Here is a 25,998-nt window from a genome sequence, read left to right as displayed (position 1 = left end):
CCATGCAGCAGTGGACTGACCTGTTTCTCAACAAACCCTTGCCCGAAGGCTGGATGCAGGGGCTGCTCTTCATCACTTTTGGCCTGCATCTGCTCTTTGTGCTGCTCATGCTTGGCACGGCCATACTGAGTCTGCTGTTCTTTCTGCGTGATCTGTTGCGGCAGCCCACGCCCGATCAGCACTGGAACGAACATGTGGCCCATTCGCACATGGGCCTCAAAAGTCTGGCCGTGGTGCTGGGCGTTGGCCCGCTGCTGCTCATGCAGATAAGTCATCCGCATGCCTTTTTTACGGTTACGGGACTTTTTTCGTACACGTGGCTGGCCATTATTCCGCTGCTGATCGCGGCATTTCTGCTGTTTGACGGATTTGCGCACAAGCTGGCCACCAGCGCGTGGCTGGCCCTCATCTGCGGGCTGTTGGGCGTTGCGGCCCTCATGACCGTGCCCGCCATCTTTACCGGGGCGCTGACCCTCATGGAACGCCCTGCGGATTGGGCCGACTTTGCCGCCCACGGCTTCCGCTTTGACGCGCAGTGGATGCCCCACTGGGTGCTGCGTTACCTGCACGTTCTGGGCGCGGCTGTGGCCTTTGGCGCGGCCTTTCACCTGTTTTTCTCTGCGAGAAATGAAAAGCAGAAGGCCCCTCTGCTGCGCAAGTGGCTGCTTGGCGCTTTGGCGGCTCAGGCCGTCATAGGGCTGGCCCTGCTGATAACCATACTGCCGCAACTGTCCGTCCCGGTGCTGTCGCTCATAAGCCTGGGGGCCCTGGCCCTTGGCGCGGCGGTCTGGATTCTGAGGCCGGAATCGTCAACCGCCGATTACCGTTTGCTGGCCCTGCTGCCCCTTATCTTCGTCTCCATGCTGCTGGCCCGCCAGCTCATGCAGAACGAGGCGCTGGCCCCCGGTGAGGCCGAGGCTACGGCTCAGCGCGAACAGCGCGTTCAGGAACTGGCTCCCTTCAGCCAGAAAGCTCTGGACGCCTTTGCCGTCAAGCTGCGTACCGTGTACGACAATGGCGACACCATCTATGACGGCGCTTGCGAGCCGTGCCACGGCCTCACCGGGCGCGGAGACGGGCCGGAAGCCCCACGCCTGCGCATCCCCGCCACAGACCTGACCACCATGCGTACCGACCGGGATTATGTGTATGAAATGGTGCGCGACGGCATCCCCGGCACAGGCATGCCCTATTTTCGCATGTTCGACCGCGAAAAGCTGGAGAGCCTGCTGGATGCAATGGGCAAGCGCTTTGACATGTATGCGGCCACGCCGCCGCCCCCGCGTGATATCAGCCCTGTCTCGCTTGAAGTATGGATAGGCACCTGCGCCAAATGCCATGCGGCCAACGGCAGTGTCAGCCCCGCAGGACGGGCCATGCAGCCCCCGCCGCCCGATTTTGCGCGCAGCAGCCTGACCCACGAGCAGGCCCTGAAAATCATTACCGAGGGCTATCCCGGCACAGGCATGCCCGGCTACCGTAACCAGCCTCAGACTGTGCGCGAAGACCTCGCCATCATCTGCAACAGCTTCCGCGCCGCGCATAACAAGACCGGGAAATAACCCGCGTGGGCTGGCCCCTGGCCTCGTTGCGCCACGATGGATTTTCTGATCAATTTCTGAGAATGCCATAACAAAGCCCCCGTTCCATGAAGGAGCGGGGGCTTTGATTTCAATCAGTTACTTGCACTGTTTGCGGGCGGCTTTTCTGGCCTTGCTGCGCAAACGCCGTTCTTCGTCATCAAGCAGGGCACGCTGCTTGTCAAATGGTATTCAACCGCAGTTCAGGCGGTCTGTGGGCAGCCAGCCTTTTTTGAGGGCAAGCAGGTATATGGCGGCAATGCCGCCAAACACCAGCAGAAGAATCAATGTATCCATAAAACCTCCGCCGCTTTATCTGGTCCAGGGGTAGAGCGCCGATGACCCATCGGCGGCCGCCCTGGCGGCAGTGGCGCGGCTTGCGTACAGGTTAGTGATGCGCAGCCATGATTCCATGATCCGCTGGCGCGAAATGCGCCCGCTTTCCACAAGCCCGCGCAATGTCTCAAAAGCCTTGCGGGGCAGGGTTTCGTCCCAATACAAGTTATTGCCGAACAGCAGAATGTCCACCCCGGCGTTGACGGCCAGCAGCATTGCCTGCTCCATGCCGTAATGGTCGGTGATGGCCTTCATCTGCATGTCGTCGCTGATGATCACGCCCTGCCAGCCCATGCGTCCGCGCAACAGATCGCCAACAACAGCGTGGGAAAGCGTGGCAGGATACTGCGGATCAAGCCCCTTGTGGTACAGGTGCCCAAGCATCACCATGCCGGGCCAGCCCTGGGCAAAGGCCTGCGCGTAGGGCGCAAGGTCAACCTTGGCATTCCAGCTGCGGGTGATGTCCGTCAGCCCCAGATGCGAATCCTTCTGCGCGCCGCCCTGACCGGGAAAATGCTTGAGCGCGGGGATGATGCCGCTCTGCGCCAACCCCTGCCCAAAGGCCAGTGCGTGCGCGGCCACAAGCGCCGGATTGGGGCTGAAGCTGCGCTCCAGGGCGCCGATGGCCGGATTGGCGGGGTTGCTGTTCACATCCGCCACCGGGGCCAGATCAACAGAAATTCCCAGCGAAGCAAGTTCCACGCCCAGTTGCCGGGCAATGGCGCGGGTTTTCTCCGGGCTGGCCGCGCCCATGCTCTGGGCGGAAGGCAGATCGGCAAAACCGCGTTGCGGTTTGAGCCGCCGCACCCGTCCACCCTCCTGGTCAACCGCTATGAGCAGGGGGCAGGGGGACGCCGCCCGCAATGTAGCAGTGAGCCGCCGTACCTGCTGGGGCGAAATGATATTGCGTTCGCCGCCGGTGGTAACATCCCGGTCAAACAGGATAATATGCCCCACATGCCCGACGCGCACCTGCGCAAGAAAGGCATCGCCCTGGGGCAGATCCGCTCCGCGAAAGCCCAGCATGAGCATGGAGCCGATCATGACGTCCAGCGATGGCGCGGCACTGCCCGTGCTTGTCTTGGCGGACGCGGCCTGCGCAGCCGAGGCCCCGGATCGCAGCAGGGGCGAAAAACAAAAAATCAGCGCCAGCGCAAGCAGACACAGCGCTGCCCCACCCTTGCGCGCGGCAACAAAAAAAATCTGGCTGGCGGAACAGCGCCACACTGAGGGGAATTTGCCCCTGTTTACAGCATCGGACACGGTTTTTTGCCTCAACTTTCAGGATCAAGCGTTGTGTAGGGGGCCTGCCCCTGGCAGCCAAGGCACTGCGGGCCATGATCCAGCGGATAGGCCTCGCCGCAGCGGGGGCAAATGCCGATGGTGCCCATATGACCATGCCCCAGAAAAATCTTGTCCACCTGCACACGCTGCACCTTGCAGATGCTGTGTCCGGCTTCTTCAATTTCCCGCTCTAGCTCCACAATATCCTGCGCATGCTTGGGCTTTTCTTTCATGAACCAGCCCTGGATTTCAGGATAGGCGTACAACTTGGCCGGGTCTATACTCACGCGCACGCCCAGGCCCGTTTTTTTGTCGTACAGCGAAACCGCGTAAAGCCCCAGGTCGCGCACATGCAGCCGTTTGTTGCCCGTGCTGCAAAGGCTGAGCAGCTGCACCGCGTCCGGCAGGCATTTGCTCGTTTCCGCCAGTGCTTCAAAAAGGGTTCCTTCGGGCAGCATACCCTTGGCAAGCTCGACCATATAGCCGCCGATAAGCAGGCCGGGAGCCGCGCAACCGTGAAACTCTTCTGCAATCCCGTGGAATTGCGAAAACGTATACGCGCCGATATTCATGAATATTCCGTCGTGCTGTCCGCCGTGTGCGGAAGGTAAGGTGGGATGCGCAGGCAGGGGGACCGCGCCGAGGGGCAAAATGCCTTCCGTCACTTGGCATCATTTGCCGCCCAGCGTCAAGTGCGCGCGGCAGCTGTGCTTGACCCGGCAGAGCGCGGACTGCTATCGGTTGAGCACGGTCAGATTCATGCATCAGCATTCCGCGCTAACCTTTCGGGCGGCATAACCGCATGAGGCACCTCACATGCAGGCTCTTATAATCATAGATATTCAGAACGATTACTTCCCCGGCGGCAAGATGGAGCTTTGCGGCAGCGAGGCAGCGGCCAGTAATGCCGCACTGCTGCTCAAGGCCTTTCGCAAGGCAGGAAAACCCGTTTTTCATGTGCAGCATATTTCTCTTGCGCCTGCGGCCACGTTTTTTCTGCCCGGCACCACAGGGGCGCTCATTCATGGCAGCGTTGCCCCGCTTGCGGGCGAAGCTGTGGTGGAAAAGCACTTTCCCAATTCCTTCCGCGACACTACCCTGCTCGGCCTGCTCCAGGCACAGAACATCACGGACATCGCCATAGCGGGCATGATGACCCACATGTGCGTGGACACCACGACCCGCGCCGCCTTTGACCTTGGCTTCACCTGTCATCTTGCCCACGATGCCTGCGCCACCCGCGATCTTGAGCACGACGGCAAAACCGTATGCGCCGCCCAAGTGCAAACAGCCTACATGGCTGCCCTTGGACAGGTCTTCGCCCAGGTGCGCAGCACGCAGGAACTTTGCGCGGCCATCAGCTAGAGCAGTTAGGTCATTGCATCCATAAACTGCCCTAAGCCGGGCAGTACTCCGTTTACACTGCCAATCAACGCCGTTGTGCGCTGTACACTCCATCGGGGGACAAATCATGGCGTCATTCCTGTTGCGATTCCGTTTTTCCGCACTGGCCCTGTTTTTATGGGCCAGCCTGTTTACAGTTTTTTCGCTGGTTTCCCTGCCCTGCCAAGCGCAGGAAAAGGCAGGCCTGGAGCTGCTCTTGCTGCACACAAACGACCTGCACTCCTATCTTGCGGGCAGGGATACCCACGGCAACGCCTGCCTGAAATCCGAGAGTTGCACGGGCGGCTTTGCCCGCCTTGCCACAGCCATGAAGCGCGCCCGAGCGGAACACGACAACGTGCTGGCCGTGGACGCGGGCGACCAGTTTCAGGGCACCCTGTTTTTTACCGCCAACAAGTGGCCCATGCTGGCCGACATCAACAGCCTGATGCCCTATGACGCCATGACGCTGGGCAACCACGAATTTGACGATGGCTGCGAGGCCACAGCCGGATTTGTGAGGGCTCAGCCTTATCCCGTGCTGGCCGTCAATCTGGATGCCCGCCCCGGCTGCCCCCTGCGCGGAACGCCGTTCCGCCCCTGGATCATCAAGGAGGTGCGCGGGGTCAAGGTGGGCATTGTGGGGCTTGCCAACCCCAGCGTGCGCACGCTTTCTGCGGCCTGCCCCGAAACGTGGTTCTACAAGAGCGAAACCGCACTGAAAAAAGCCGTGGCGGAGCTGGAAAAGCAGGGAGTGCGGCACATCATAGCCGTGACGCATCTTGGCCTGCAAAAAGATCTGGAGCTTGCCCGCAAGGTGGATGGCGTGGATATCATTGTGGGCGGCCACACCCACGACTACCTTGGCCCCAAATCATCCAAAGGCCCGTACCCTATTGTGGAGCACTCGCCCTCGGGCAAGCCTGTTCTGGTGGTCACTGCCGGGGCGCTTGCCAAGTATCTGGGCCAGCTTGACGTGACCTTTGACGCACAGGGCGTCCCGGTGCGCTGGCAGGGCGAGGCCCTGCCTCTGGATGCCTCCATTCCGCCCGACCCGGCTGTGGAAGCCAAGATTGCCCAGTATGCCCAAAAGCTGGAAGCCTTCACCTCTGTCACCGTGGGGCAAAACAACCTGAATGCACCTGACGGCCTGCACCAGTGCCGCATAGGTGAATGCCTTTCCGGCCTCATCGCCACCGACTCCATGCTGGATTATGGCCGCGCCTACGGAGCGCAGGCCGCCATTATCAACGGCGGGGGACTGCGCGCACCCCTGCGGCAGGGCGCGTTGAACCTTGGCGACATGCTGGCCGTGCTGCCCTTTGGCAACAAGGTCATCATCCGCGATTTCAGCGGCGAACAACTGCTGGCAGCGCTGGAGCACGGCGTGGCTGACTACAAGGGAGTGGGATCGCCCCTGCTGCACACGGCGGGGCTGCGCTACGTGTATAATCCTGCCCTGCCTTCCGGCAAACGCATTGTGCGCGCAGAGCTGCTGGACGCGGGCGGAGCCGCGCGCGCCCTTGACCCTGCCGCCCGCTACCGGGTGGTTCTTGTGGATTATCTGGAACGCCGGGGCGATGGCTACGCCATGTTTGCCAAGGGATCGCCCGTGGAAGCCCCTGACCCGGTGGATGTGGACGTGCTGGCGGCATACATCAAAAAATTCAGCCCGCTGACGGCCTTGCCGCCTGACCGCCTGATCCGCCAGACCAACTGATTGCTGCATGCAGGCTGAACCGCCGCGCGGCTCCCGGCCCGCTGCAACCTGACCATGCCCGAGAGAGTCTGAACATGCCGGAACATGCCCGCCCTTGGGACTTGCCAAGGGCGGGCATGTTGGGCAGTGTGGCGAAAAAGTTGAGGCCTTATGAATTCCCGCGACCTTATCATGGTCCTTTCTTCGCTGCTTTCCATGGCGGCGGGGGTTTTTCTGCCCCAGGCGGCAGAGCCGCTTGCCGCAATGCCGCGCCTTATTCTCATTTTCATGCTTTATATGAGTTTTCTGGCTGTGGGCATGGAAGCCCTGATGCGCGAAATACGCCACATGAAGGGCACACTCTGCTTTCTGGTGGCCCTGCGGCTTGCGGTGCTGCCGCTGCTGTGCCTTGCAGTCTTCCGCCTGCTCATGCCCCAGTTTGCGTTGGGGGCCTTTCTGCTGGGCGCTGCGCCCGTGGGGGTCATGGCTGCTGTTTTTTCGCTCATGGTGGGGGCCAACACGGCGCTTATTCTTGTGGCCAACATCGCCACGTCCCTGCTGCTGCCCGCAAGCCTGCCCGCCGTGCTTTCTGCTACCGATGCCGCGCTGCGCCTGCTGGGGCTTGAGCCGCTCAACATGCCCGCGCATCTGGAACTGGGGCACATGAGCCTGTCGCTCTGCGTGACCATTCTTGTGCCCTTTGCCGCCGCGCATATTACACGCATTCACCTTGACGGGCTGCGCAACCTGCTTTTGCGCTGGCAGTTCCCGCTCATAACCGTGTCCATCGTGGTTTCCAATATTGCCATTTTCAGCCACTACGGCGACCTGCTGCGCCAATCGCCCGAACTGCTGCTCAAATCGCTGGGCGCGGCCTCCCTACTCTGCCTCGTCATGACGCTTGCCGCCATCCCCATGGCCCGCCGCATGAGCAGGCAGGTGGGCATGGCCTTTCAGATTTCATTTGGCGTTATCAACAATGTGCTGGTGATGATCGTCTGCATGGAATTTTTCAGCGCCACAGAGGCGATCATGGCCGCCGCCTATCTGGCCCCCCTCTATGTGCTGCTGTTTTACTACCGCCTGTGCAGCCGGGATAAAAAGCAGGGCTGACATGGCAGTGAATGCGGTGCCCTGGCGGCGAAAACGGGTTTACTTGCAGCCCCGGCAGATGTAGAAATCGCTCAGGGGATGGAGTTCCCCTTGAACCGCATTTGCTGATAACTCCTACCAGGGCCAGGGCGTTGGTAGACTATTTTGCGACCGCGCCCAAGCGCGGTTGCTTTTTTTATTCAACGCCGGGGCATTACCGCTGCCATCGGCAAGCATGAAAACGCGGGCAGCGTGGGCCTTTAACAGCCGTACTTGCACCGCATAACGGATTGACGCATGGTCAAAAACGTTCTTGTCATCACATTGGGGGCCGGGGCCGGGGCCTGCCTTCGCTGGGTGCTTTCAATGCTGCTCAATTCCATTTTTCCGGCTATCCCCCTTGGCACGGTGGCAGCCAATTTCATCGGCGGGTTCGGCATCGGGCTTTCGCTGGGCGTGTTCAACTCGCTGCCCGGCCTGGCCCCCGAGTGGCGGCTGTTTATCATCACCGGTTTTCTGGGCGGCCTCACAACCTTTTCCACCTTCACGGCGGAGATCGGCACCCTGCTGCAGGAACAACGCATAGGCATGGCCGCCGGGGCCATAACCCTGCACGTCTGCGGCTCGCTGATCTGTTTTTTCATGGGCCTTGGCGCGGTTTCGCTTCTCAAATCCCTCTTTCGTTAGGAGCAGGCCATGAACGGCTACAGACTGACATTTTATACGCAGCAGGGGCGCTCGCACGGGCACATGAGCATTGCGGAATGGCTGCTTAAGGAAGCAAAGGCCATCGGCGTTGAGGGCGCGACCTTTGCCTCGGCGCAAGGCGGTTACGGGCGCGACGGCAAATACCACAGCGCACGCTTTTTTGATGTGGGCGAACAGCCCATGGAAGTGACCATGGCCGTGAGCCCGGAACACAGCGAGCAGCTTTTTGCCCGCATTGAGCAGGAAAATCTGCAAATCTTCTACATGAAAATCCCTGTGGAATTCGGCATCACCTGCTCGGAAAAAAATCAGCCCGCCTGACCGCAGGCGGAACCACCCCTCCCAATAAAGAAACCCCCGGCGGAAACGGCCTCTCAGACCGCATCCGCCGGGGGTTCACAACTTCGTCAGGCAAAAAACTAGGCCGGATCCAGACTCCACTGGTCTTCCACCGGCAGATCGGCAAGACGGCGGCGCAGCATGTCCAGCGCATGACTTGAGGCCAGGCGGCGCGTCCATTCGCGCCCAAGATAACGCCCCTGCGGGCGCATGACGCGCAGCCAGACATGCTCCGCATCGCTCAGGGCAATATACACAAGGCCCACAGGCTTTTGCGGCGTACCGCCGCCGGGCCCTGCCACGCCCGTGATGCCAATGCCGTAATGAGCGCCGCTGTATTCGCGCACTCCCTGGGCCATGGCCCGCGCCACCTCCGGGCTGACAGCCCCGTGCGCGCGCAGCGCATCGTGCGGCACACCGAGCAGCCGCTCCTTGGCCTCGTTGGCGTAGGTTACCATGCCGTAACCAAACACATCCGATGCGCCGGGCTGGTCAGTGATGCGCTTTGCAAGCAGGCCGCCAGTGCAGGATTCCGCAGTGGCAAGGGTTTTGCCCTGACGCGCCAGTTCCTGCACCACCACAGTCTCCAGCCCCGCAACATTCACGCCGTACACAAAGTGCCCCAGCAGTTTGCGCACCTCCGCCACCATTGGGGCAGCCAGAGCCTCGGCAGCGGCGGCATCCTGCGCCTTGGCCGTTACCCGCACAAACATTTCCGCATCGCCCGCATAGGTGGCCGCCGTTGGGTTGGCCCCGCCGGTCAGCCCCGCAATGCGCAAGGCTGCCACGCCCTCGCCTATGCCAAAGGTCTTTACCATAAACGATGAGATGGCCGCCCCGCTCATGCGCCGCAAAAAGGGCACGGCGCTGTCGTGCAGCATGGGCAAAAGTTCGGAAGGAGGCCCAGGCAGCATGAGCACCCAGCGCCCCTCGCCAGCAGGTGTGGCACAGCCGGGGGCAGTGCCCGCCAGATTTGGAAAAGCCACTGATCCGCGCGGCAGCATGGCCTGTTTGGCCTGATTGCCCGACATGGGGCGCGTGCCGAAATACTCCTGCAACCGCGCCATGCTGTCCGCATCTTCCTCAAGCGGCGCTTCGGCCACCAGAGCTACTGTTTCCTTGGTCAGATCGTCTTCCGTGGGGCCAAGGCCGCCGGTGGTTATAACGATTTCCGCGCGTTCCAGCGCCTCGCGCAGGGCTTTCTCCAGCCTTTGCGGGTTGTCGCCCACCGTGTGCACCTGTAAAAGATCCATACCCAGCGCAGAAAGCTCCCGCGCCACATGGGTTGCATCCGTATTGACCGTATGCCCCAGCAGAAGTTCTGTGCCGACCGATATTATTTCCGCCTTCATGCGGCCTCCGTTTTGCTTGATGCACTTTGCCGCCTGCTTACGCAGTCTCAGTGCCGTTGAGCATCCTAGTCTCCCAGCCTGCACGGCGCAAGACCGACCCACCCTGCGCGCGAGATTTCCCGGCAACGATCGCTTGACAAGCCCGAATATCTGGGTCAATCATTTCTTACCAATTTACTAAGAAATGATTTGTCGACTAGAAACATATAAACTGCAAAAGAATCAGGGGACTGAAATGAGCGAAAAAAAGAAACCACGTTTTGAAACCCTGCAAGTTCATGCAGGGCAGGAACAGCCGGATCCGGCTACCGGTGCGCGTGCCGTACCGATCTATCAGACAACATCCTTTGTTTTTGACGACTGTGCGCACGCTGAGGCGCGCTTTAACCTCAGCAATGCCGGCAACATTTACAGCCGCCTGACCAATCCCACGCAGGACGCCTTTGAACAGCGCGTTGCAGCACTTGAGGGCGGCGTTGCGGCCCTGGCCACGGCCAGTGGCGCAGCAGCCGTTACCTATGCCCTGCAAAATCTGGCCGAAGCGGGCGACCACATTGTGGCCGAAAAAACCCTCTACGGCGGCACCTACAACCTGCTGGCGCACACGCTCAAGGCCTGGGGCATCGACACCACCTTTGTGGACCCTGATGAACCCGGCGCTTTTGAGCGCGCCATCACACCACGCACCAAGGCCATCTTTATTGAGACCCTCGGCAACCCGCACAGCAATATTGTGGATATTGAAGCGCTGGCGGATCTGGCCCATAAAAACGGCATCCCCCTGGTGGTGGACAATACCTTTGCCACGCCCTGGCTGCTGCGCCCCATCGAACACGGGGCGGACGTTGTTGTGCATTCGGCAACCAAGTTTATTGGCGGCCACGGCACAACCCTTGGCGGCGTGATTGTGGACGGCGGCAAGTTTGACTGGGAGGCCTCGGGCAAGTTCCCCCGGCTGTGCGAGCCGGAACCGAGCTACCACGGCCTGAGCTTTACCAAGGCAGTGGGCGCGGCGGCCTATGCAGTGCGCGCCCGGGCCATCCTGCTGCGCGATCTTGGCGCGACGCTTTCGCCCTTCAACGCCTTTATGCTGCTTCAGGGGCTGGAAACCCTTTCGCTACGGGTTGAGCGCCACGTCAGCAACGCGCTGGCAGTGGTGGAGTATCTGACCAAGCATCCCAAGGTTGAGCGGGTCAACCACCCGTGCCTCGCCAACAGCCCCAGCCATGCACTGTATCAGCGCTACTTCCCCAGGGGGGGCGGCTCCATCTTTACCTTTGAGGTCAAGGGCGGCGCGGCGGAGGCCAGGGCATTCATCGACAGGTTGCAGGTTTTCTCCCTGCTGGCCAACGTGGCGGATGCAAAATCGCTGGTCATTCACCCCGCCTCCACCACACATTCGCAGCTCACCGCCACAGAACTTGCCGAAACGGGCATCCGACCCAACACGGTCAGGCTCTCCATTGGCATTGAACACGTGGATGACATTATTGAAGACATTGCACAGGCCCTGAGCTAAGACCGCCCGCTGCACGGCGCGCACAGCGCACCCGGAACCGCAGCACTGTTTCAAAGGCCCTGCCGCTACACGCGGCGGGGCCTTTTTAGCATGCAGCCTCGAGTAAAAGGCATTGTCTTTTCAGGGGCCATTGCATACAACTGGCTGATACATTGTAATGCTCTGCGAACGGGATAGCCTGCCCCCTATGGGCAAGCCGCCCGCCGTTAACTGTGCGCTCTCAAGCAGGAGAATTTTCATGTTCAGAAAATTTGTGGTTCTTCTTTTTGTCATGCTCCTGGCCACGCCCGTGCTGGCAGATGAGGTGAGTACAAAGTATATTTCCGTTGACCTTCCCGACAACTGGAAAGCCGTTATGGCTCCCACAGAAAATCAGGGAACAACCACCGTTATCTTTTCAAATGCTTCGGGCAATTCCACGGTGGGTTTTGTGACCGGGCCCAACGGCGGCGCGGACACCAAAACTGTTGCCGAAATGTTCGCCAACCAGTTCAAGGCGCCCAAGCCCCCGGTGGAAAAAAACGGACAATACACCTTTGCCTTCACCCAGCAACAGACCCCCTGCCAGTCCTGGGTGGCGGCGTCTGGCGATATTTTTATGGTCACAACAATCACCGGCGACCGCAAGCTTGGCCTGGCTTTTATCAAAAAGTATGTAAAAAGTGCGGAATACGCCAGCCTGTTGCCTAAATAGGCAAATTCTCCCGGTCAATTTTAAGCGTTGATAAAACATCAGGGGCTGTCGGCATTGCTGACAGCCCCTGATGTTATTTACTGACGCCCCCAACGTGCATTCACAAGGGGGCGCATTCCTGCCCGCAATCCTTCCAGATTCTTTTAAGGCGGTTCACCACGGCATCTGAATACATGTCGTTATTGCGACCTGCCGCAACCAGATTGTTCAACAGATCCTTGCTGCGGCCCAGGGCATGTTGAATGGGCGCATAGGCGGGATCTTCCTCCAGCACCACGTTATAGCCATCCATATCCTTGATGCGGTAGCGCAGCGGCACTTTCCAGTTGCGAACACACATGTTGTACAGATAGTAATTCACTAAAAACATTCCCATGCCGCCGGATTCATCCTTGAAAAGCCGGGCGTGTTCCTTGCCTTTATTCAGGTCTGTATCTTCGTATTCCGAATTGTCGTACTTGCCGCCGTTTACAAAAAAATCATTGGCGTCATAATAGTATTGCGTTAACCCGGCACAGTTCACGCGTGAGCCGTAATCCCCGTCATCCGCTCCATACAGGCCGTAATCTTCGCTCCAGTAGCCCAGCATGTCTGAAACACATTTGGGGATGATAATGGCGCTTCCCATAAGCGTGGATGTGCAGATGCCAAGTATGCCGTCTTCACTGGTGATCGTGCCTGGATTTTTCACCATGTCATGCGCTTTGAATGTTGGCCCCAGTGTAGAGACAGGGGCCCCGTGCGCCCACAGCCTGAAAAGATTTTCAAGCCAGTGGGGCGTTATGACCGCCATATCGTTGTCGAGCTTCATGTAATAGGGAGCGTCTACAGCGCGCCAGCCGATGTTGCAGGCGCAGGATATGCCCATATTGCGCGGCAGCAGAAAGAGATTGTCGATAATCCCGTCTTTGTGCAGTTCCACCAGCCGATCACGCAGGGATTGCTCGCTGCCGTTATCAACCACCGTAACCGCAAATGAAATGCCTGGTGTTGTTTTGCGCAGAGCCAGCAGCGTCTTCTGCGTAAGATGATATCTGTTAAAAACAGGTATGGTGATGTTTACAACAGGATTGGCCATCTGAACACTCCTGTACCGACAGTGATTCAGAATGATGTGCGGACTTACTCTAGCGAACCTCTTCCATCAACCAGCGGCGCATAAAGGCCAGCCCTGCGGCCCGCGCCTGAGCGCCGAGCCTCTGGGCGTCTTCGCGTATGGCGCGGGGGTCAAAGCCGTTGACGCCAAGTTCGCAGCAATGGCCCACAAGCCATGTTTCCATCAAGGCCGCGTCCATTTCCGCATGAAACTGCAAACCGAGCTGCCCCGGCCCGGGCCGGAAGGCCTGATGCGGCGCGATGGCCGTTGAGGCAAGCAGATCGCTGCCCCGGGGCAGATCAAACGTATCGCCATGCCAGTGCAGCACAGGCGCGCCCGCAAGCTCTGCCAGAGGGCCGCTCAATCCCGCCGGGGTGAGTTCAACCTGGCCCCAGCCAATCTCTTTGGCGGTTCCGGGGTACACGTCAGCATCAAGGGCGCTGGCCATAAGCTGCGCGCCAAGGCAGATGCCCAGCAGCGGACGGCCCGAAGCAAGACGGCTCGCCACAAGCACCTTTTCATCGGCAAGGAAGGGATACAAATCTTCCTGATACACGCCAATGGGGCCGCCCAGCACCACGGCAAGGTCGGCATCCTTCCACAGTTCCGGCTCCAGGGGCACAACCCCGGCCTGCACATAGCTGATCGCAAAACCCGCTTCTTCAAGCGGCTGCACAAACACACCCAGATTTTCAAAAGCCACATGCTGAATAGCAACGCAACGCTTCATGCTTTCTCCCGATGCTGAAATACCTTTTACTCTGAATGCCATATGGACAAATACGGCAAGCAGCGCTTGCGCCCGCCACTCTGCGGGCATTCTGAACGCCACGGGGGGGAAGTAGTACGCGCCCAGGAAACCAAATTGGAGCAATGCAACTGAACGTGCACAGGCCCTGCATTCTGCACCGCAGTTCCTAAAGGCACACGCGCGACCATACTGCGCCTGCGCCTTTTTGCTGCGTCTACCCGCACAATCTTGAGGGCAATTGCAAAACATCTCTGCCCTGAATGAGTCAGGCCAACAGTCTGCACCAGCAGTTTTCCATCTCACATAGTACGCAGCTTGTGGATGAAGCGCAAGAATGCCGCTGCCTGCCCGGCAAAAATATCTTGCTACAAATTTATTTTTTTTGTTACTAAACATTCAGCCACGTCATGACACAGCGGCAACCCCCTCCACCTCAACCAACAGGAACTTTCTATGTGGAAAATTTGCTGCGCCAGCCTTGCTCTGCTGCTCATGTGGGGAACCCAGGCCCAGGCCCATTTTGGCATGGTCATTCCCTCCACCCCCACGGTTGCCGACAAGAAGGACGCCAACGTGCAGTTGGAGATTTCCTTTGTCCACCCCATGGAGATGCAGGGCATGGATATGGCCGCGCCTGCTGCGGCTACCGTCACCCATGACGGAAAAACAGAAGACATCAAGGCAACGCTCAAGCCTGCCACGGTGCTGGGCCACAAGGCATGGCAAACCACCTACGGCATCAAAAAGCCCGGCGTGTACCAGTTTGCCGTTGAGCCCGCCCCCTATTTTGAACCTGCGGAAGACAAGTTCATCATCCATTACACCAAGACCGTGATCGCCGCCTTTGGCGAAGAAGAAGGCTGGGGTACCCCCCTTGGCCTGAAAACGGAAATCGTGCCCCTTACCCGCCCCTTTGCCAACTACACAGGCAATGTATTCCGTGGCCGCGTCCTGCTTGACGGCAAGCCCGTTGCCGGGGCGGACGTGGAAGTGGAGTGCTACAACAAGGGCAAGGCGCACACCGCCCCCAACGATTTTTATGTCACCCAGGTAGTAAAGACCGATGAAAACGGCGTCTTCAGCTATGGCATTCCCTGGGCGGGATGGTGGGGTTTTGCGGCCCTGAACACCTCCGCCGAAAAAATGGAATACAAGGGTGAAGCCAAGGAAGTGGAACTGGGCGCTGTTATGTGGGTGAATTTTGCCGCACCCAAGACCAAGTAATACTGCGCCAAGTATGGCTGCGGCAGGCCGGGCCGGAAATTGCCCCTTCCGGTTCGGCCTCTGCGCCAGCGGCCCCGCAAGGTGAAGCCAGGCAAAGGCCAAGCAAAGGCCCATCAAAGGATTGATCATGCATATTGCCGAAGGCGTTCTTTCCCCTGCCGTGCTTGCCACGGGCTACGCCCTTACCGCCGCCGGAACGGCCCTGGGCTTGAAAAAACTCGACTATGACCGGCTCATGACCGTGGCCATTCTGGCCGCGACTTTTTTTGTGGGTTCGCTTATCCATGTGCCCATCGGCATTACCAGCGCGCACCTTATTCTCAACGGCCTTCTGGGCGTGATACTCGGATGGGCGGCCTTTCCGGCCATTCTGGCGGCTCTGGCGCTACAGGCGCTACTGTTCCAGTTTGGCGGCCTTGTGGTGCTTGGGGTCAACACCTTCACCATGGGATTTTCAGCCGTCGTGGCGGGTTATGTGTTTCGCGGCCTGTGCCGTGTGTGGCCCACACCAGCAGGGCAAAAAATTGCCGCTTTCTGCGGCGGTGCGCTGGGCGTTTTGGGCGCGGGCCTGCTGACGGCGGTGGCTCTGGCCTCCAGCGATGAAGGCTTTGCCACGGCTGCACGGCTGCTGTTTTTGGCGCATCTGCCCATCATGCTGGCCGAAGGGCTTATCACCATGCTGACCGTAGGTTTTATCGCCAGGGTGCGCCCTGAAATGCTGCGCCTGAGCGCGGCTTGAGGCTAGAAGGAGGCTCCATGCTTTCCATTTGTTCGCGCAGGTCATTCTCGCCCATGTTGCCCGCACTGTTGTCCACGCTGTTTTTGCTCTTCACGTTGGCATTGCCCCATGCGGCTCAGGCCCACCGGGTCAATATTTTTGCCTGGACAGAAGGGGATCAGGTTGTTGCGGAATGCGGCTTTAACGGTGGCAACAAGGTCAAGCAGGGACAGGTTGTGGTGTATGATGCTGCCACTGGTGCAAAACTACAGGAAGGCCGCACCGATGATCAGGGCGTGTACCGTTTTCCCGTTCCCGCTGAGGGCAAGGCCCACGGCCTGCGCATTGTCGTCAAGGCTGGCGAAGGCCATCAGAATGAATGGATGATGGATGCCGCCGAACTGACGGCTATCCAGACGCCCACCATACCCGCCAGTGCACCTGAAGCAAAAGACACGGCGCAGGCTGCGGAAAAAACGTCTCCGGCTGCACACGCAGTATCCACGGCAACCCCAGGAGCAAAAGGCGCGGCTGCGCCCACCCCAAGTGCTGTCGGCGTCAGCTCCGGGGAGCTGCAAACCATTGTCAACGCGGCGCTGGACGTCAAGCTTGGGCCCATCCGCCGGGAACTTGCCGAAATGCGCGTGTCCCGCCCCAGCTTTTCTGAAATCTTCGGCGGCATCGGCTGGCTGGTGGGTCTGGCGGGCATTGCCCTTTACTTCAAGGGGCGTCGGGGGTAATGGCTGGGAGTGTTTGACCAGCCCTTTGTTCGCCCCTCGCTCATACAGAGCATTGACCCCCGCGTTCGCATGGCCTTCGCAGGGGGGCTTGCGATATGCATATCGCTGCTGCACAGCCTGATCGCGTGCGGCATGGCCTTTGCGCTGGGTCTGGCACTGCTGACGGCGGCCAATCCACCTGTACGCGCACTGCTGCAACGCCTCGGCGCCATCAATATCTTCATTGTTTTTCTGTGGTGCGTTACGCCCCTGACCACGCCGGGAACTCCTCTTGCACAATGGGGAATGCTTACAGTGAGCGCTGAAGGCGTGCGCCTTGCGATGCTGGTAAGCATCAAGTCCAATGCCATTGCCTGCGTCTTTCTGGCGCTTGTCGCCACCATGAACGCCCCCACCGCCGGGCATGCGCTGGAGCGGCTGCACTGCCCGCCCAAGCTCGTTTTCCTCTTTCTTTTCACAGCCAGATACGTTCACGTCATCGCCCAGGAATGGCACACCCTGCTGGTGGCTGCCCGGTTGCGGGGTTTTCGCCCGCGCACCAACATGCATACCTACCGCACCCTGGCATCCTTGCTGGGCCTGTTGCTGGTGCGCAGCTACGAACGCTCGCTACGGGTGCGCGAAGCCATGGTCTTGCGGGGATTTTCCGGCCATTTCAGATCGGTGACGGTATTCCATGCCCAAAGGGGCGACTGTCTTTTTGCACTGTGCCTGCTGTTGTGCATGGCGGGGATCATCGCGGTTGAATGCCTGGGAGGCCTCAATGTCTGACCACCATCACGATGCAGCCATTTTCAGCCTTGAGGGCATCTGCTTTGCTTACGGGCAGGGCAACTCGCCGCGCGCGGTGCTGTGCGATGTGGATTTTTCACTGCATCCTGGTCAGCGCATCGGCCTCTATGGACCCAACGGAAGCGGAAAGACAACGCTTTTCCGCTGCATCACGGGGCTGGCGCGCCCTCAGGCAGGTCAGGTGCTGTTCCACGGCTCGCCCCTCAAGGAAGAAAAGGATTTCTACGATCTGCGCTGCAAGGTGGGCTTTGTGCTGCAACATGCAGAAGACCAGCTCTTTTTCCCCACCGTGCTGGAGGACGTGGCCTTTGGCCCGCTGAATCTCGGCTTTTCAGCCGACGAGGCAAGAGACTGCGCCCTGGACACCCTGCGCGATCTCGGCCTTGCCGGGTTTGAAAACCGCCTTACCCACCGGCTTTCCGGCGGCGAAAAAAAGCTCGTATCCTTGGCTTCAGTGATGGCCATGAAGCCCGAGGCGCTGCTGCTTGACGAACCCACCAACGGCCTCGACAACGATGCCCGCCAGCGCATCATCGACATTCTGGGCAGCCTGAACACGGCGCGCATAACCATTTCCCATGACTGGGATTTTCTGGCGCAAACATCCACCCAGTACCTCACCATCACCAACAATCAGCTGAGCGCCTGCGCCCCCTCCTTTGCCCATGCCCACATGCACGCCCACCCCTTGGGCAACGAACCCCACGAACATTAGCCGCACACAATTTTGCTGGCGGCAATCGTCAACAATGCAAGGGCAATACGCCCGCAGCTATCTGCTATAAAATAATTTTCCGGCCTGCCGCCTCGCCCCGCACTTCTATAACGCCGCGCTGGCATTGCCCGCTGGCTCGCCTCCGGCAGCCCCGGCCTTTAATTTCCGCACCTAATATCTATTTACATATATAAAATGATAGTAGCATTCTTTCCTGAACAGTAGTAAGGTCGCGCAGCAATTTATGCTCTGCGTCAGATTCCTATCTTTTGGCACCATATCTTGGCCTCCCAAGGATTGCCATGCGCGAACCCCATCCCAGCCTCCCCCTGCCGCTTATTCAGACGGACACAACCGATGCCGTGCTGGAATGGCGCGTTGCCTCAGACCTCCTCAGCTTCAGCGTTGGGGCCGGGAGGCTGCTTGGCATTGAGGCAAATATTCCTTGCAGCATGGCGGCATTCCTTGGCGCATGCCATGAAGATAAAAGGGATATACTCGGACAATCGTTGCAGACGTTTCTCGAAGGCCACATCGGCGCGCATATGGAAATATGCTTCCCCATCAACGGTCTTGTAGCGCGAACCCAGCTTATAACCCTTGCGCGCAACAGTGCAGGGCAGGCAGAGCATGTGGTTGGCTGCATCAGTGCGGTGGAACGTCAGGCGCAGCAGATTTTGCCGTCCGCGCGCTTTTCCATGCAGCACCTTGCCACGCCGCACTCCACACAGGATGCAGCCCGCCTGATGCTGGCGCTCAATGCTTCCGGCGATGGACTGTGGGATTGGGACGCAAATACCAATACCGTCTACTACAGCTCCCGCTACATCGAAATGCTGGGCTACACGGCCGAGACATTCCCCGCAACGCTACGAAGCTGGGAAGAAAAAATTCATCCGGAAGATTACGCCCATGTGGTGCCCATACAAAAAGACATCATAGCCTCGCCCTCCCACGGAGATACCTTTGAATGCACCTACCGCATGCGCAGGGCAGATAATACCTGGGCCTGGATTCTTGGCCGCGGCAACGTTACGCAGCGCGATGCCAACGGCTGGGCCACGCGTGTGGTGGGCCTGCATACCGACATCAGCGCAAGCCAGGCCGACAGAGCCCACCTTGAGGACATGGTGCGCAACGACCCGCTCACAGGTTTGCGCAGCCGAACTTTTTTTACCATGACCGTGGAGAAGCTGGAGCAAAACGCCGTTCGCCCAGTGGGGATAATCGTTGCCGATGTCAACGGCCTGAAAATGATTAACGATTACCTCGGGCACGAAGAAGGCAATACCGTGCTTTGCCAGGCGGCCCTGCTGCTGCGCGGCGGGCTGGATTCCGCAGCCTGCGTGGCGCGCATGAGCGGCGATGAATATACCGTGCTGCTGCCCGGATGCGACAGACTGAAGGTTGCCGAAATTTTACATGAACTCATGCAGCGCTTTGAAAGGCACAACAACCAGCAAAACCGCCCCCCGGTCTTGCTGGCAATGGGTTCCGCCTGCGCAGAAAACATGCAAACCAGCATTGCCAGCGCCATGGTGGACGCAGACCGGGCCATGCTGCGAAACAAACTAACCACAAGGGCTGAGTCGCGCCAACGCGTTCGGGACTGGATTGAGCGCCACACTTTTGCCAAGGTTTCCATGAACGACTGCCGCTATCTGTAATACGCAGCAGGCAGACCGCGCCCCCGCCTCTCTTGACGCAAGGCAGGCTTTGCGCCAGAGTATTTGCATGTCGGACGATAACCCTCCCCCTACGCAGGCCCAGGACTCTGGCATCGGCATCAGCAGGCAATCGCCGCTGGAACAGCCGATAGTTCAGGAGACCGAAAGCGGCCAAAAGTTGTTACAGTTCCTGCAAAGGCGGCTGAACTTGCCCCCCACCCTGCTCCACCGCTGGGTGCGTACTGGACAGGTGCGCATTAACGGCGGCAGATGCAAGCCCTTTGCCCGTGTGCAGACAGGCGACATTGTTCGCCTTCCTCCCTTTGCCTTCAAAATGGCGGAAGAAAGCGCGTCAGAAATGGCCCCCCAGCCGCTGGCGGATACAGTATTTGACCCGCAGCCTGGCGATTCGCCTCCGCTGCCGCCCATGATCGGCACAGACGGTTACCTGTGGGCTTTCAACAAACCCGCAGGCCTGCCAACACATCCCGGCACCGGGCATGACGACAGCCTCAGCTCTCGGCTGGCCGCCTACTTCGCAAACGCGCCCTTCAAGCCCACGCCCGTGCACAGGCTGGACAAGGAAACATCGGGCGTACTGTTGGTGGCTGCCTCGTACGAAGCCCTTGCCAAGGCTCAGGACGCCATACGCGATGGAACGCTGGCCAAGGAATATGTGGTCTGGGTGCAGGGGCGCTGGCCATTTGCCGAAACGCAGATGCTGCGCCACTTTCTGCGCAAGGATACAGCCCAGGGCTACGAAAAGGTGCGCCCGGTCGCGCCCGGCGAGGCAGACAGCCGCGAGGCGTTGTGCATGGTACGCCCCCTGAGGGTGGAGCAAGCGCAAAGCCTGCTGCTTGTGCGCCTGCTAACAGGCCGCACGCATCAGATCCGTGTGCAGCTTGCCGCTGTGGGCTATCCTGTGATTGGCGACACCAAGTACGGGCAGGCTGCGCCCCCGCGCCGCCATGTGCCGCGCGGGGCCTACGCCCTCCCGGCCCCGGCCCGCATGGGCACTACAGAAAAATCGGCCCCGGAGCCGGAAAATTTGATGCTGCATGCCCTGCGTGTAACCATGCCCTGCGGACACGTGTTTTCATGTCTTCCGCCGTGGTCTGGCACGCATGCCCTTGAGCAGATGCCAGAGCCTGTCGCCGTCATGGCAACCCCGGAACATGGGGACGGGTGCGGGGTCTTCCCTTTGGCGGAACAACGTGCTAAAAATAAATTTTTACGCCAGTAAAACAGTCCTAAAACCCAGCTGTCCTGGCAGCCGCGCGGTCTGCGCGACACTACACGCCAGACGCCTCAGAGAGCATATGCTCCAGGCGCTTTCTTTTCATCGGAGCGCATGACCGAATGACGGCGCACTCCGCTTCACGCTTGCAATCTCGCCTGGCAAATCCCAGGCGTACACTAAGGTATTCTCATGGCAGATACATTGCCCCGCGTCATTCTGGTGGGTCGCCCCAATGTGGGCAAATCCACCCTGTTCAACAGGCTTATCCGCAGCAATCGGGCCATCACCCATGACCGCCCCGGCGTGACCCGCGACCGTATGGACGGCGTGGTGCGCCGCAAGGACACCCCCGTTTTCGGTATCGTGGACACGGGCGGCATCACCCTTGACGCCCACTCCGCCGTGGTGGAAGGGCCCGAAGGCATTCGCGGCTTTGAGCGCGACATTCTTGCGCAAACCGAGACGGCGCTGGTCGGCGCCGCAGCCGTGGCCTTTGTGGTGGATTCGCGCGATGGCCTGCTGCCCCTGGACGAGCATCTTGCAGCCCATGTGCGCCGCAAGGGCCTGCCCACCATCTGCGTGGTCAACAAGGTTGACGGCGTGGAGCGCGAAGATGAGCTCATGGCCGAATTTCATGTTCTGGGCTTTCCGCTGCTTGCGGTTTCCGCCGAGCACGGGCACAACATCACCGCCCTGGTGGAAGATCTGGTAGCTCTGCTGCCGGAAGAAACCTCCACCGAACCGCCCGCGCCGCCGACCCTCAAGCTTGCCATGCTTGGCCGCCCCAATGCGGGCAAATCATCGCTCATCAACGCCATTTCCCGCACTGACCGCATGATTGTTTCCGATGTGGCAGGCACCACGCGCGACAGCGTTGACGTGCGCTTTGCGAGCGGTGGGCGCGACTATGTATTTGTGGACACGGCTGGAGTACGCCGCCGCACCAAGATCAGCGACAGCCTGGAAAAGTATTCCGTCAACTCGGCCATCAAGTCGAGTACCAAGGCCGACGTGACCCTGCTGACACTGGACGCCGCCGAAGGCGTGAGCCAGCAGGACAAGCGCCTCATGGACATGCTGAACACACGCAAAACGCCCTTTATGGTGCTTATCAACAAGTGCGATCTGGCCCCCCGCGACTCTCTGGACAGGCTCAAAAAGAACATATCCGAAATGCTGGCCTTCTGCCCGCATGTGCCGATCCTGAATGTTTCTGCCCTCAAGGGAACCGGCCTGAAAAAAATCCTGCCCCTGGCAACCCAGATTCACGAAGAATGCAGCGTGCGCATTTCTACCGGCAAGCTCAACCGCGCCATGGAAGAAGTGCTCGACAAGCACCAGCCGCCTGTGGTCAAGCGTGTGCGCGCCAAGTTCTTCTACCTGACCCAGGCGGAAACCTCGCCGCCGACCTTTGTATGTTTTGTGAGCGATGCCACCCGTGTTCCTGAAAGCTATACCCGCTATCTTGAACGCGCGTTGCGCAAAATATTTGGCATCACGCACGCCCCCATGCGCCTGCACCTGCGTTCAAGCCACAAGAAAAAATCTGAAAAATAGCGGCAGGCCTGGCTGAAACCAGGCTGCCCACTGAGCAAAAAAATCCCCCGGTCAAATCGGGGGACAAAACGTCAGTCTGCAAAAGACGGCAAGCCAACTGAGCCTAGCTAAAAGCGTTTGAATGGCGGAGACGTATAGGGGTCGAACCTACCACAGACCGCAAGGCCTGCCACCGGTTTTGAAGACCGGGCGCCACACCGGTGACGAAACGTCTCCGCATGGGCGCACCATAGGGCAAAAGCCCCTTGCCCGCAATAGGGCAAACTTATTTGGCCTTTGCAGCACAGCAAAAGCAGCAAAGCCCGCAGCACAGTTTGAGCATGCGCAACACGCACCCGGCATGCTGTTTTGACTTCTGAACGTCAAACCTCCATTGCCAAGTGTTTTTTGCGCATTATTATGAACAAGACAAGCGCAGCCGAAACCCTGTTGCCTGAACTGCAAATGCCCACAAACATTTGACACCAGACACATACAGGTAGTAATTTCTTAACTGTGCTGGCCATATATCCGGCCTGGCCGTGCGCCCCCGCGCACGGAAAACGTAACGGAGGCAGTGTTGAATCAGATAAGTCGCAACCTGATGCTGTGGGCGATAATCGTCCTGGCGATGGTCATGCTTTTCAATATGTTCCAGCAACCGCAGGGGATCACCCAGCGGGTGCCCTACTCAGATTTTCTCAGTCAGGTGGACAACGGGCAGCTCCTGTCCGTGACCATTCAGGGCCATACCCTCATCGGGCGCACTGCTGACGGCAAAACCGTGCAGTCCTACGCTCCGCAGGACATCGGCCTTGTAAACCGACTTATCGAAAAAAAGGTTGAAATCAAGGCCGAGCCGCCGGAAGAACAACCCTGGTACATGACCCTGCTGGTTTCATGGTTCCCCATGCTGCTGCTGGTGGGCGTGTGGATTTTCTTTATGCGCCAGATGCAGAGCGGTGGAGGCAAGGCCATGAGCTTTGGCCGGTCGCGCGCCCGCTTGCTCAATCAGGACAGCACCCGCGTTACCTTTGCTGACGTGGCTGGTGTTGACGAAGCCAAGGACGAACTTTCGGAAGTTGTGGAATTTCTCTCCAACCCCAAAAAGTTTACCCGCCTTGGCGGGCGCATCCCCAAGGGCGTGTTGCTCGTGGGCCCTCCAGGCACGGGTAAAACCCTTCTGGCCCGCGCCGTTGCTGGCGAGGCCGGGGTGCCGTTCTTCTCCATTTCCGGCTCAGACTTTGTTGAAATGTTTGTGGGCGTGGGCGCTTCGCGCGTTCGCGACCTTTTTGTTCAGGGCAAGAAAAACGCGCCCTGTCTGATATTTATTGACGAAATCGACGCCGTTGGCCGTCAGCGCGGCGCTGGCCTTGGCGGCGGACATGATGAACGCGAGCAGACTCTGAACCAGCTGCTTGTGGAAATGGACGGCTTTGAAAGCAATGAAGGCGTTATCCTCATTGCCGCCACCAACCGCCCCGATGTGCTTGACCCCGCCCTGCTGCGTCCTGGCCGTTTTGACCGTCAGGTGATGGTGCCCACGCCCGACCTGCGTGGCCGCCGCCGCATCCTTGAAGTGCACACCAAACGCACGCCTCTTGCTGGCGATGTTGATCTGGAAGTGCTGGCTCGCGGTACACCTGGCTTTTCTGGAGCTGACCTTGAAAACCTGGTCAACGAAGCTGCCCTTCAGGCCGCCAAACTCAATCAGGATCGCCTGGACATGCAAGATTTCGAGTATGCCAAGGACAAGGTTCTCATGGGCCGCGAACGCCGCAGCCTTATCCTCTCTGAGGAAGAAAAGCGCATCACAGCCTACCACGAAGGCGGTCACGCCCTGGCTGCCCGCCTGCTGCCCGGTTCCGACCCCGTGCACAAGGTTACGATCATTCCGCGTGGGCGCGCCCTGGGCGTGACCATGCAGCTGCCGGAAGAAGACCGACACGGCTATTCGCGCACCTTCCTGCGCAATAATCTGGTGGTGCTGCTGGGTGGCCGCGTGGCGGAAGAAATTATTTTTGACGATATCACCACTGGTGCCTCCAACGACATTGAACGCGTCACCCGCATGGCCCGCAAAATGGTCTGCGAGTGGGGCATGAGCGAAGCCGTGGGTACACTGGCCATCGGCGAAACCGGCGAAGAAGTTTTTATTGGCCGCGAATGGGTTCAGAACAAGAACTTCAGCGAAGACACGGCACGGCTTGTGGATTCGGAAGTGAAGCGCATTGTGGAAGACGCGCACAGCCGCTGCCGCAAGCTGCTTGAGGAAAATCTGGATGCCCTGCACCGCATTGCCCAGGCCCTTCTTGATCGCGAAACCATCACTGGCGAGGATCTTGAGCTGCTCATGGACAACAAGGAGCTGCCTCCGCTCGACAGCAACGGCAAACCCGTACCCGCCAGCGCTGCCGCCAAGGGTGGCAAGGCTGCCAAATCCGGTGCTGAATTTGTAATTGAACCAGATACGGACGCTCAGGCCCCAGAACAGAAGGCAGAGCAGAAGCCGGAGCAGCAATCGGCGCAGGCGGAATCCAAGCCGTCCGAAGCCGAGAGCACCCGGAACAACAGTAAAGAAAATGACCGATAGCATTTGCCCAGCCGCTCTTTCCAGGGGCGCAGATTGGCATATTCTTGGGGGGCGGGCGTTGAAGACGCCCTCCCCCTTTGGCGTCATGGGCATTGTAAATCTGACCCCGGATTCCTTTTATGACGGGGGCCGCCACAATGCCCCGGCACCGGGCCTCAACCATGCACTGACCCTGCGCAACCAGGGTGCAGATATTCTTGACCTTGGCGCGGAATCGTCGCGGCCCGGAGCCGCGGAATTGCCCCCCCAGCAGGAAACCGAGCGCCTGCTGCCAGTTCTGACAGGACTGCGTCAGGCTGCTCCCGGAGCCGTAATCTCTGTTGATACCTACCATGCCGCCACGGCTGCCGCTGTGCTGGACATGGGGGCAGCCATCATCAATGATATTTCGGCCTGCGCCTTTGATCCCGCCCTGCTGGATGTACTTGTGCAGTACAAGCCTGGCTATGTGCTGATGCACAGTCAAGGCCGCCCGCAGACCATGCAGCGCGATCCGCGCTACACAGATGTACGCCGTGAAGTGCTGGAATTTTTTGAGCACGAGATGTCGCGTCTGGTGCGGGCGGGCCTGCCGGAAGACCGCATTGTGCTTGACCCCGGCATCGGTTTTGGCAAGACGCTTGAACACAACCTCACCCTGCTGGCGCACCCGGAAGACTGGCTCGCGCTTGGGCGGCCCGTGCTCATGGCTCTGTCCATGAAATCGGTTTTTGGCGGGCTTCTGGGCCTGCCGCCGCAGGAGCGCGGTCTGGCAACAGCCACGGCCACAGCAATACTGCGCGGCAAGGGCGTGTTCTGGCATAGAGTGCACGATGTTGTTGCGGCCCGTCAGGCCATGACTGTTGCTTTGGCTCTTGAAGCCAACTAGGGATTCAAACCGTCAACGATTGCGAGTCTGCCGGTATGGTGCGATCTTTTTCAACGCGCCCATTCACTGGAA

23 protein-coding genes, 1 tRNA gene and 1 riboswitch are annotated in these 25,998 nt (G+C 59.4%); of the genes, 18 read left to right on the top strand and 6 right to left on the bottom strand.

Annotation, left to right across the window (positions count from 1 at the left end):
• Window positions 1–2: 2 nt before the first annotated feature.
• Window positions 3–1,562 (top strand): c-type cytochrome, encoded by a 1,560-nt coding sequence (locus RDK48_RS04510; protein WP_298992945.1) that lies wholly within the window; start codon window positions 3–5, stop codon window positions 1,560–1,562.
• A 330-nt stretch (window positions 1,563–1,892) separates the two neighbouring features.
• On the opposite strand, the gene RDK48_RS04505 is transcribed toward RDK48_RS04510, so the two are convergent.
• Window positions 1,893–3,179, bottom strand: a complete 1,287-nt coding sequence (locus RDK48_RS04505) for a glycoside hydrolase family 3 protein (protein ID WP_298992948.1) — start codon at window positions 3,177–3,179, stop codon at window positions 1,893–1,895.
• Window positions 3,180–3,190: 11 nt separating this feature from the next.
• Window positions 3,191–3,772 carry a formylmethanofuran dehydrogenase subunit E family protein gene (locus tag RDK48_RS04500; protein ID WP_308587811.1) on the bottom strand — a complete coding sequence of 194 codons (582 nt, stop codon included), beginning with the start codon at window positions 3,770–3,772 and terminating at the stop codon, window positions 3,191–3,193.
• A 244-nt stretch (window positions 3,773–4,016) separates the two neighbouring features.
• Between RDK48_RS04500 and RDK48_RS04495 the strand changes: the two genes are divergently transcribed.
• The 5 genes from RDK48_RS04495 (at window position 4,017) to RDK48_RS04475 (ending at window position 8,403) form a co-directional block, all read left to right on the top strand.
• The gene (locus RDK48_RS04495) at window positions 4,017–4,565 is read left to right on the top strand and encodes a cysteine hydrolase family protein (RefSeq protein WP_298992950.1); all 549 of its coding nucleotides are present in this window, start codon (window positions 4,017–4,019) and stop codon (window positions 4,563–4,565) included.
• A 106-nt stretch (window positions 4,566–4,671) separates the two neighbouring features.
• A complete protein-coding gene (locus RDK48_RS04490; protein WP_298992955.1) occupies window positions 4,672–6,303 on the top strand; it encodes a bifunctional UDP-sugar hydrolase/5'-nucleotidase in 1,632 nt (543 codons plus the stop codon).
• Window positions 6,304–6,453: 150 nt separating this feature from the next.
• Window positions 6,454–7,395 (top strand): symporter, encoded by a 942-nt coding sequence (locus tag RDK48_RS04485; protein WP_298992960.1) that lies wholly within the window; start codon window positions 6,454–6,456, stop codon window positions 7,393–7,395.
• Window positions 7,396–7,460: 65 nt separating this feature from the next.
• Window positions 7,461–7,519, top strand: a riboswitch (Fluoride riboswitch).
• A 152-nt stretch (window positions 7,520–7,671) separates the two neighbouring features.
• Window positions 7,672–8,061, top strand: a complete 390-nt coding sequence (gene crcB / locus RDK48_RS04480) for a fluoride efflux transporter CrcB (RefSeq protein ID WP_298992963.1) — start codon at window positions 7,672–7,674, stop codon at window positions 8,059–8,061.
• Window positions 8,062–8,070: 9 nt separating this feature from the next.
• Window positions 8,071–8,403: a DUF190 domain-containing protein gene (locus tag RDK48_RS04475; protein ID WP_298992967.1), complete on the top strand. Its 333-nt coding sequence runs from the start codon at window positions 8,071–8,073 to the stop codon at window positions 8,401–8,403.
• 98 nt (window positions 8,404–8,501) lie between these two features.
• On the opposite strand, the gene RDK48_RS04470 is transcribed toward RDK48_RS04475, so the two are convergent.
• The gene (locus tag RDK48_RS04470; protein ID WP_298992973.1) at window positions 8,502–9,773 is read right to left on the bottom strand and encodes a competence/damage-inducible protein A; all 1,272 of its coding nucleotides are present in this window, start codon (window positions 9,771–9,773) and stop codon (window positions 8,502–8,504) included.
• Window positions 9,774–10,008: 235 nt separating this feature from the next.
• On the opposite strand from RDK48_RS04470, the gene RDK48_RS04465 reads away from it, so the two are divergent.
• Window positions 10,009–11,292 (top strand): O-acetylhomoserine aminocarboxypropyltransferase/cysteine synthase family protein, encoded by a 1,284-nt coding sequence (locus tag RDK48_RS04465; protein ID WP_298992978.1) that lies wholly within the window; start codon window positions 10,009–10,011, stop codon window positions 11,290–11,292.
• Between the two features lie 238 nt (window positions 11,293–11,530).
• Window positions 11,531–11,986: a hypothetical protein gene (locus RDK48_RS04460; RefSeq protein ID WP_298992983.1), complete on the top strand. Its 456-nt coding sequence runs from the start codon at window positions 11,531–11,533 to the stop codon at window positions 11,984–11,986.
• 100 nt (window positions 11,987–12,086) lie between these two features.
• On the opposite strand, the gene RDK48_RS04455 is transcribed toward RDK48_RS04460, so the two are convergent.
• Window positions 12,087–13,064, bottom strand: coding sequence for a glycosyltransferase (locus RDK48_RS04455; protein WP_298992986.1), 978 nt, complete (start codon window positions 13,062–13,064; stop codon window positions 12,087–12,089).
• A 49-nt stretch (window positions 13,065–13,113) separates the two neighbouring features.
• A complete protein-coding gene (locus RDK48_RS04450; RefSeq protein ID WP_298992989.1) occupies window positions 13,114–13,812 on the bottom strand; it encodes a glutamine amidotransferase in 699 nt (232 codons plus the stop codon).
• Between the two features lie 474 nt (window positions 13,813–14,286).
• Here RDK48_RS04450 and RDK48_RS04445 point away from each other — a divergent pair, with 474 nt between their 5' ends.
• The 8 genes from RDK48_RS04445 (at window position 14,287) to der (ending at window position 22,486) form a co-directional block, all read left to right on the top strand.
• Complete coding sequence (locus RDK48_RS04445; RefSeq protein ID WP_298992992.1) at window positions 14,287–15,057, top strand: DUF4198 domain-containing protein; 771 nt, start codon at window positions 14,287–14,289, stop codon at window positions 15,055–15,057.
• Between the two features lie 127 nt (window positions 15,058–15,184).
• Window positions 15,185–15,796, top strand: coding sequence for a cobalt transporter CbiM (cbiM, locus tag RDK48_RS04440; protein WP_298993009.1), 612 nt, complete (start codon window positions 15,185–15,187; stop codon window positions 15,794–15,796).
• Window positions 15,797–15,813: 17 nt separating this feature from the next.
• Entirely contained in the window at window positions 15,814–16,515 is a 702-nt protein-coding gene (locus tag RDK48_RS04435; protein WP_298993012.1) for a cobalamin biosynthesis protein CbiL, read from the top strand.
• A gap of 9 nt (window positions 16,516–16,524) precedes the next feature.
• Window positions 16,525–17,286 carry a cobalt ECF transporter T component CbiQ gene (gene cbiQ, locus RDK48_RS04430; RefSeq protein WP_298993014.1) on the top strand — a complete coding sequence of 254 codons (762 nt, stop codon included), beginning with the start codon at window positions 16,525–16,527 and terminating at the stop codon, window positions 17,284–17,286.
• Window positions 17,279–18,022, top strand: a complete 744-nt coding sequence (locus tag RDK48_RS04425; RefSeq protein WP_298993016.1) for an energy-coupling factor ABC transporter ATP-binding protein — start codon at window positions 17,279–17,281, stop codon at window positions 18,020–18,022. Before cbiQ ends, RDK48_RS04425 begins: the two co-directional genes overlap by 8 nt.
• Window positions 18,023–18,324: 302 nt before the next feature.
• On the top strand, window positions 18,325–19,689 hold the full coding sequence (locus RDK48_RS04420; protein WP_298993020.1) for a diguanylate cyclase: 1,365 nt from the start codon (window positions 18,325–18,327) through the stop codon (window positions 19,687–19,689).
• Window positions 19,690–19,756: 67 nt separating this feature from the next.
• Entirely contained in the window at window positions 19,757–20,932 is a 1,176-nt protein-coding gene (locus RDK48_RS04415) for an RluA family pseudouridine synthase (protein WP_298993023.1), read from the top strand.
• A 186-nt stretch (window positions 20,933–21,118) separates the two neighbouring features.
• Window positions 21,119–22,486 carry a ribosome biogenesis GTPase Der gene (gene der, locus RDK48_RS04410; RefSeq protein ID WP_298993027.1) on the top strand — a complete coding sequence of 456 codons (1,368 nt, stop codon included), beginning with the start codon at window positions 21,119–21,121 and terminating at the stop codon, window positions 22,484–22,486.
• Window positions 22,487–22,608: 122 nt separating this feature from the next.
• Here der and RDK48_RS04405 read toward each other — a convergent pair.
• Window positions 22,609–22,702: transfer RNA gene (locus RDK48_RS04405), tRNA-Sec, on the bottom strand.
• A gap of 343 nt (window positions 22,703–23,045) precedes the next feature.
• On the opposite strand from RDK48_RS04405, the gene ftsH reads away from it, so the two are divergent.
• Entirely contained in the window at window positions 23,046–25,058 is a 2,013-nt protein-coding gene (gene ftsH, locus RDK48_RS04400; protein ID WP_298993030.1) for an ATP-dependent zinc metalloprotease FtsH, read from the top strand.
• Entirely contained in the window at window positions 25,048–25,926 is an 879-nt protein-coding gene (gene folP, locus RDK48_RS04395; protein WP_298993033.1) for a dihydropteroate synthase, read from the top strand. Before ftsH ends, folP begins: the two co-directional genes overlap by 11 nt.
• Window positions 25,927–25,998 lie beyond the last annotated feature (72 nt).

It is taken from the genome of uncultured Desulfovibrio sp. (assembly GCF_902477725.1).
Classification (GTDB): Bacteria; Desulfobacterota; Desulfovibrionia; order Desulfovibrionales; family Desulfovibrionaceae; genus Desulfovibrio.
The sequence above is the reverse complement of the archived record's forward strand: the minus strand, read 5'-3'. Positions and strand labels throughout refer to the sequence as shown.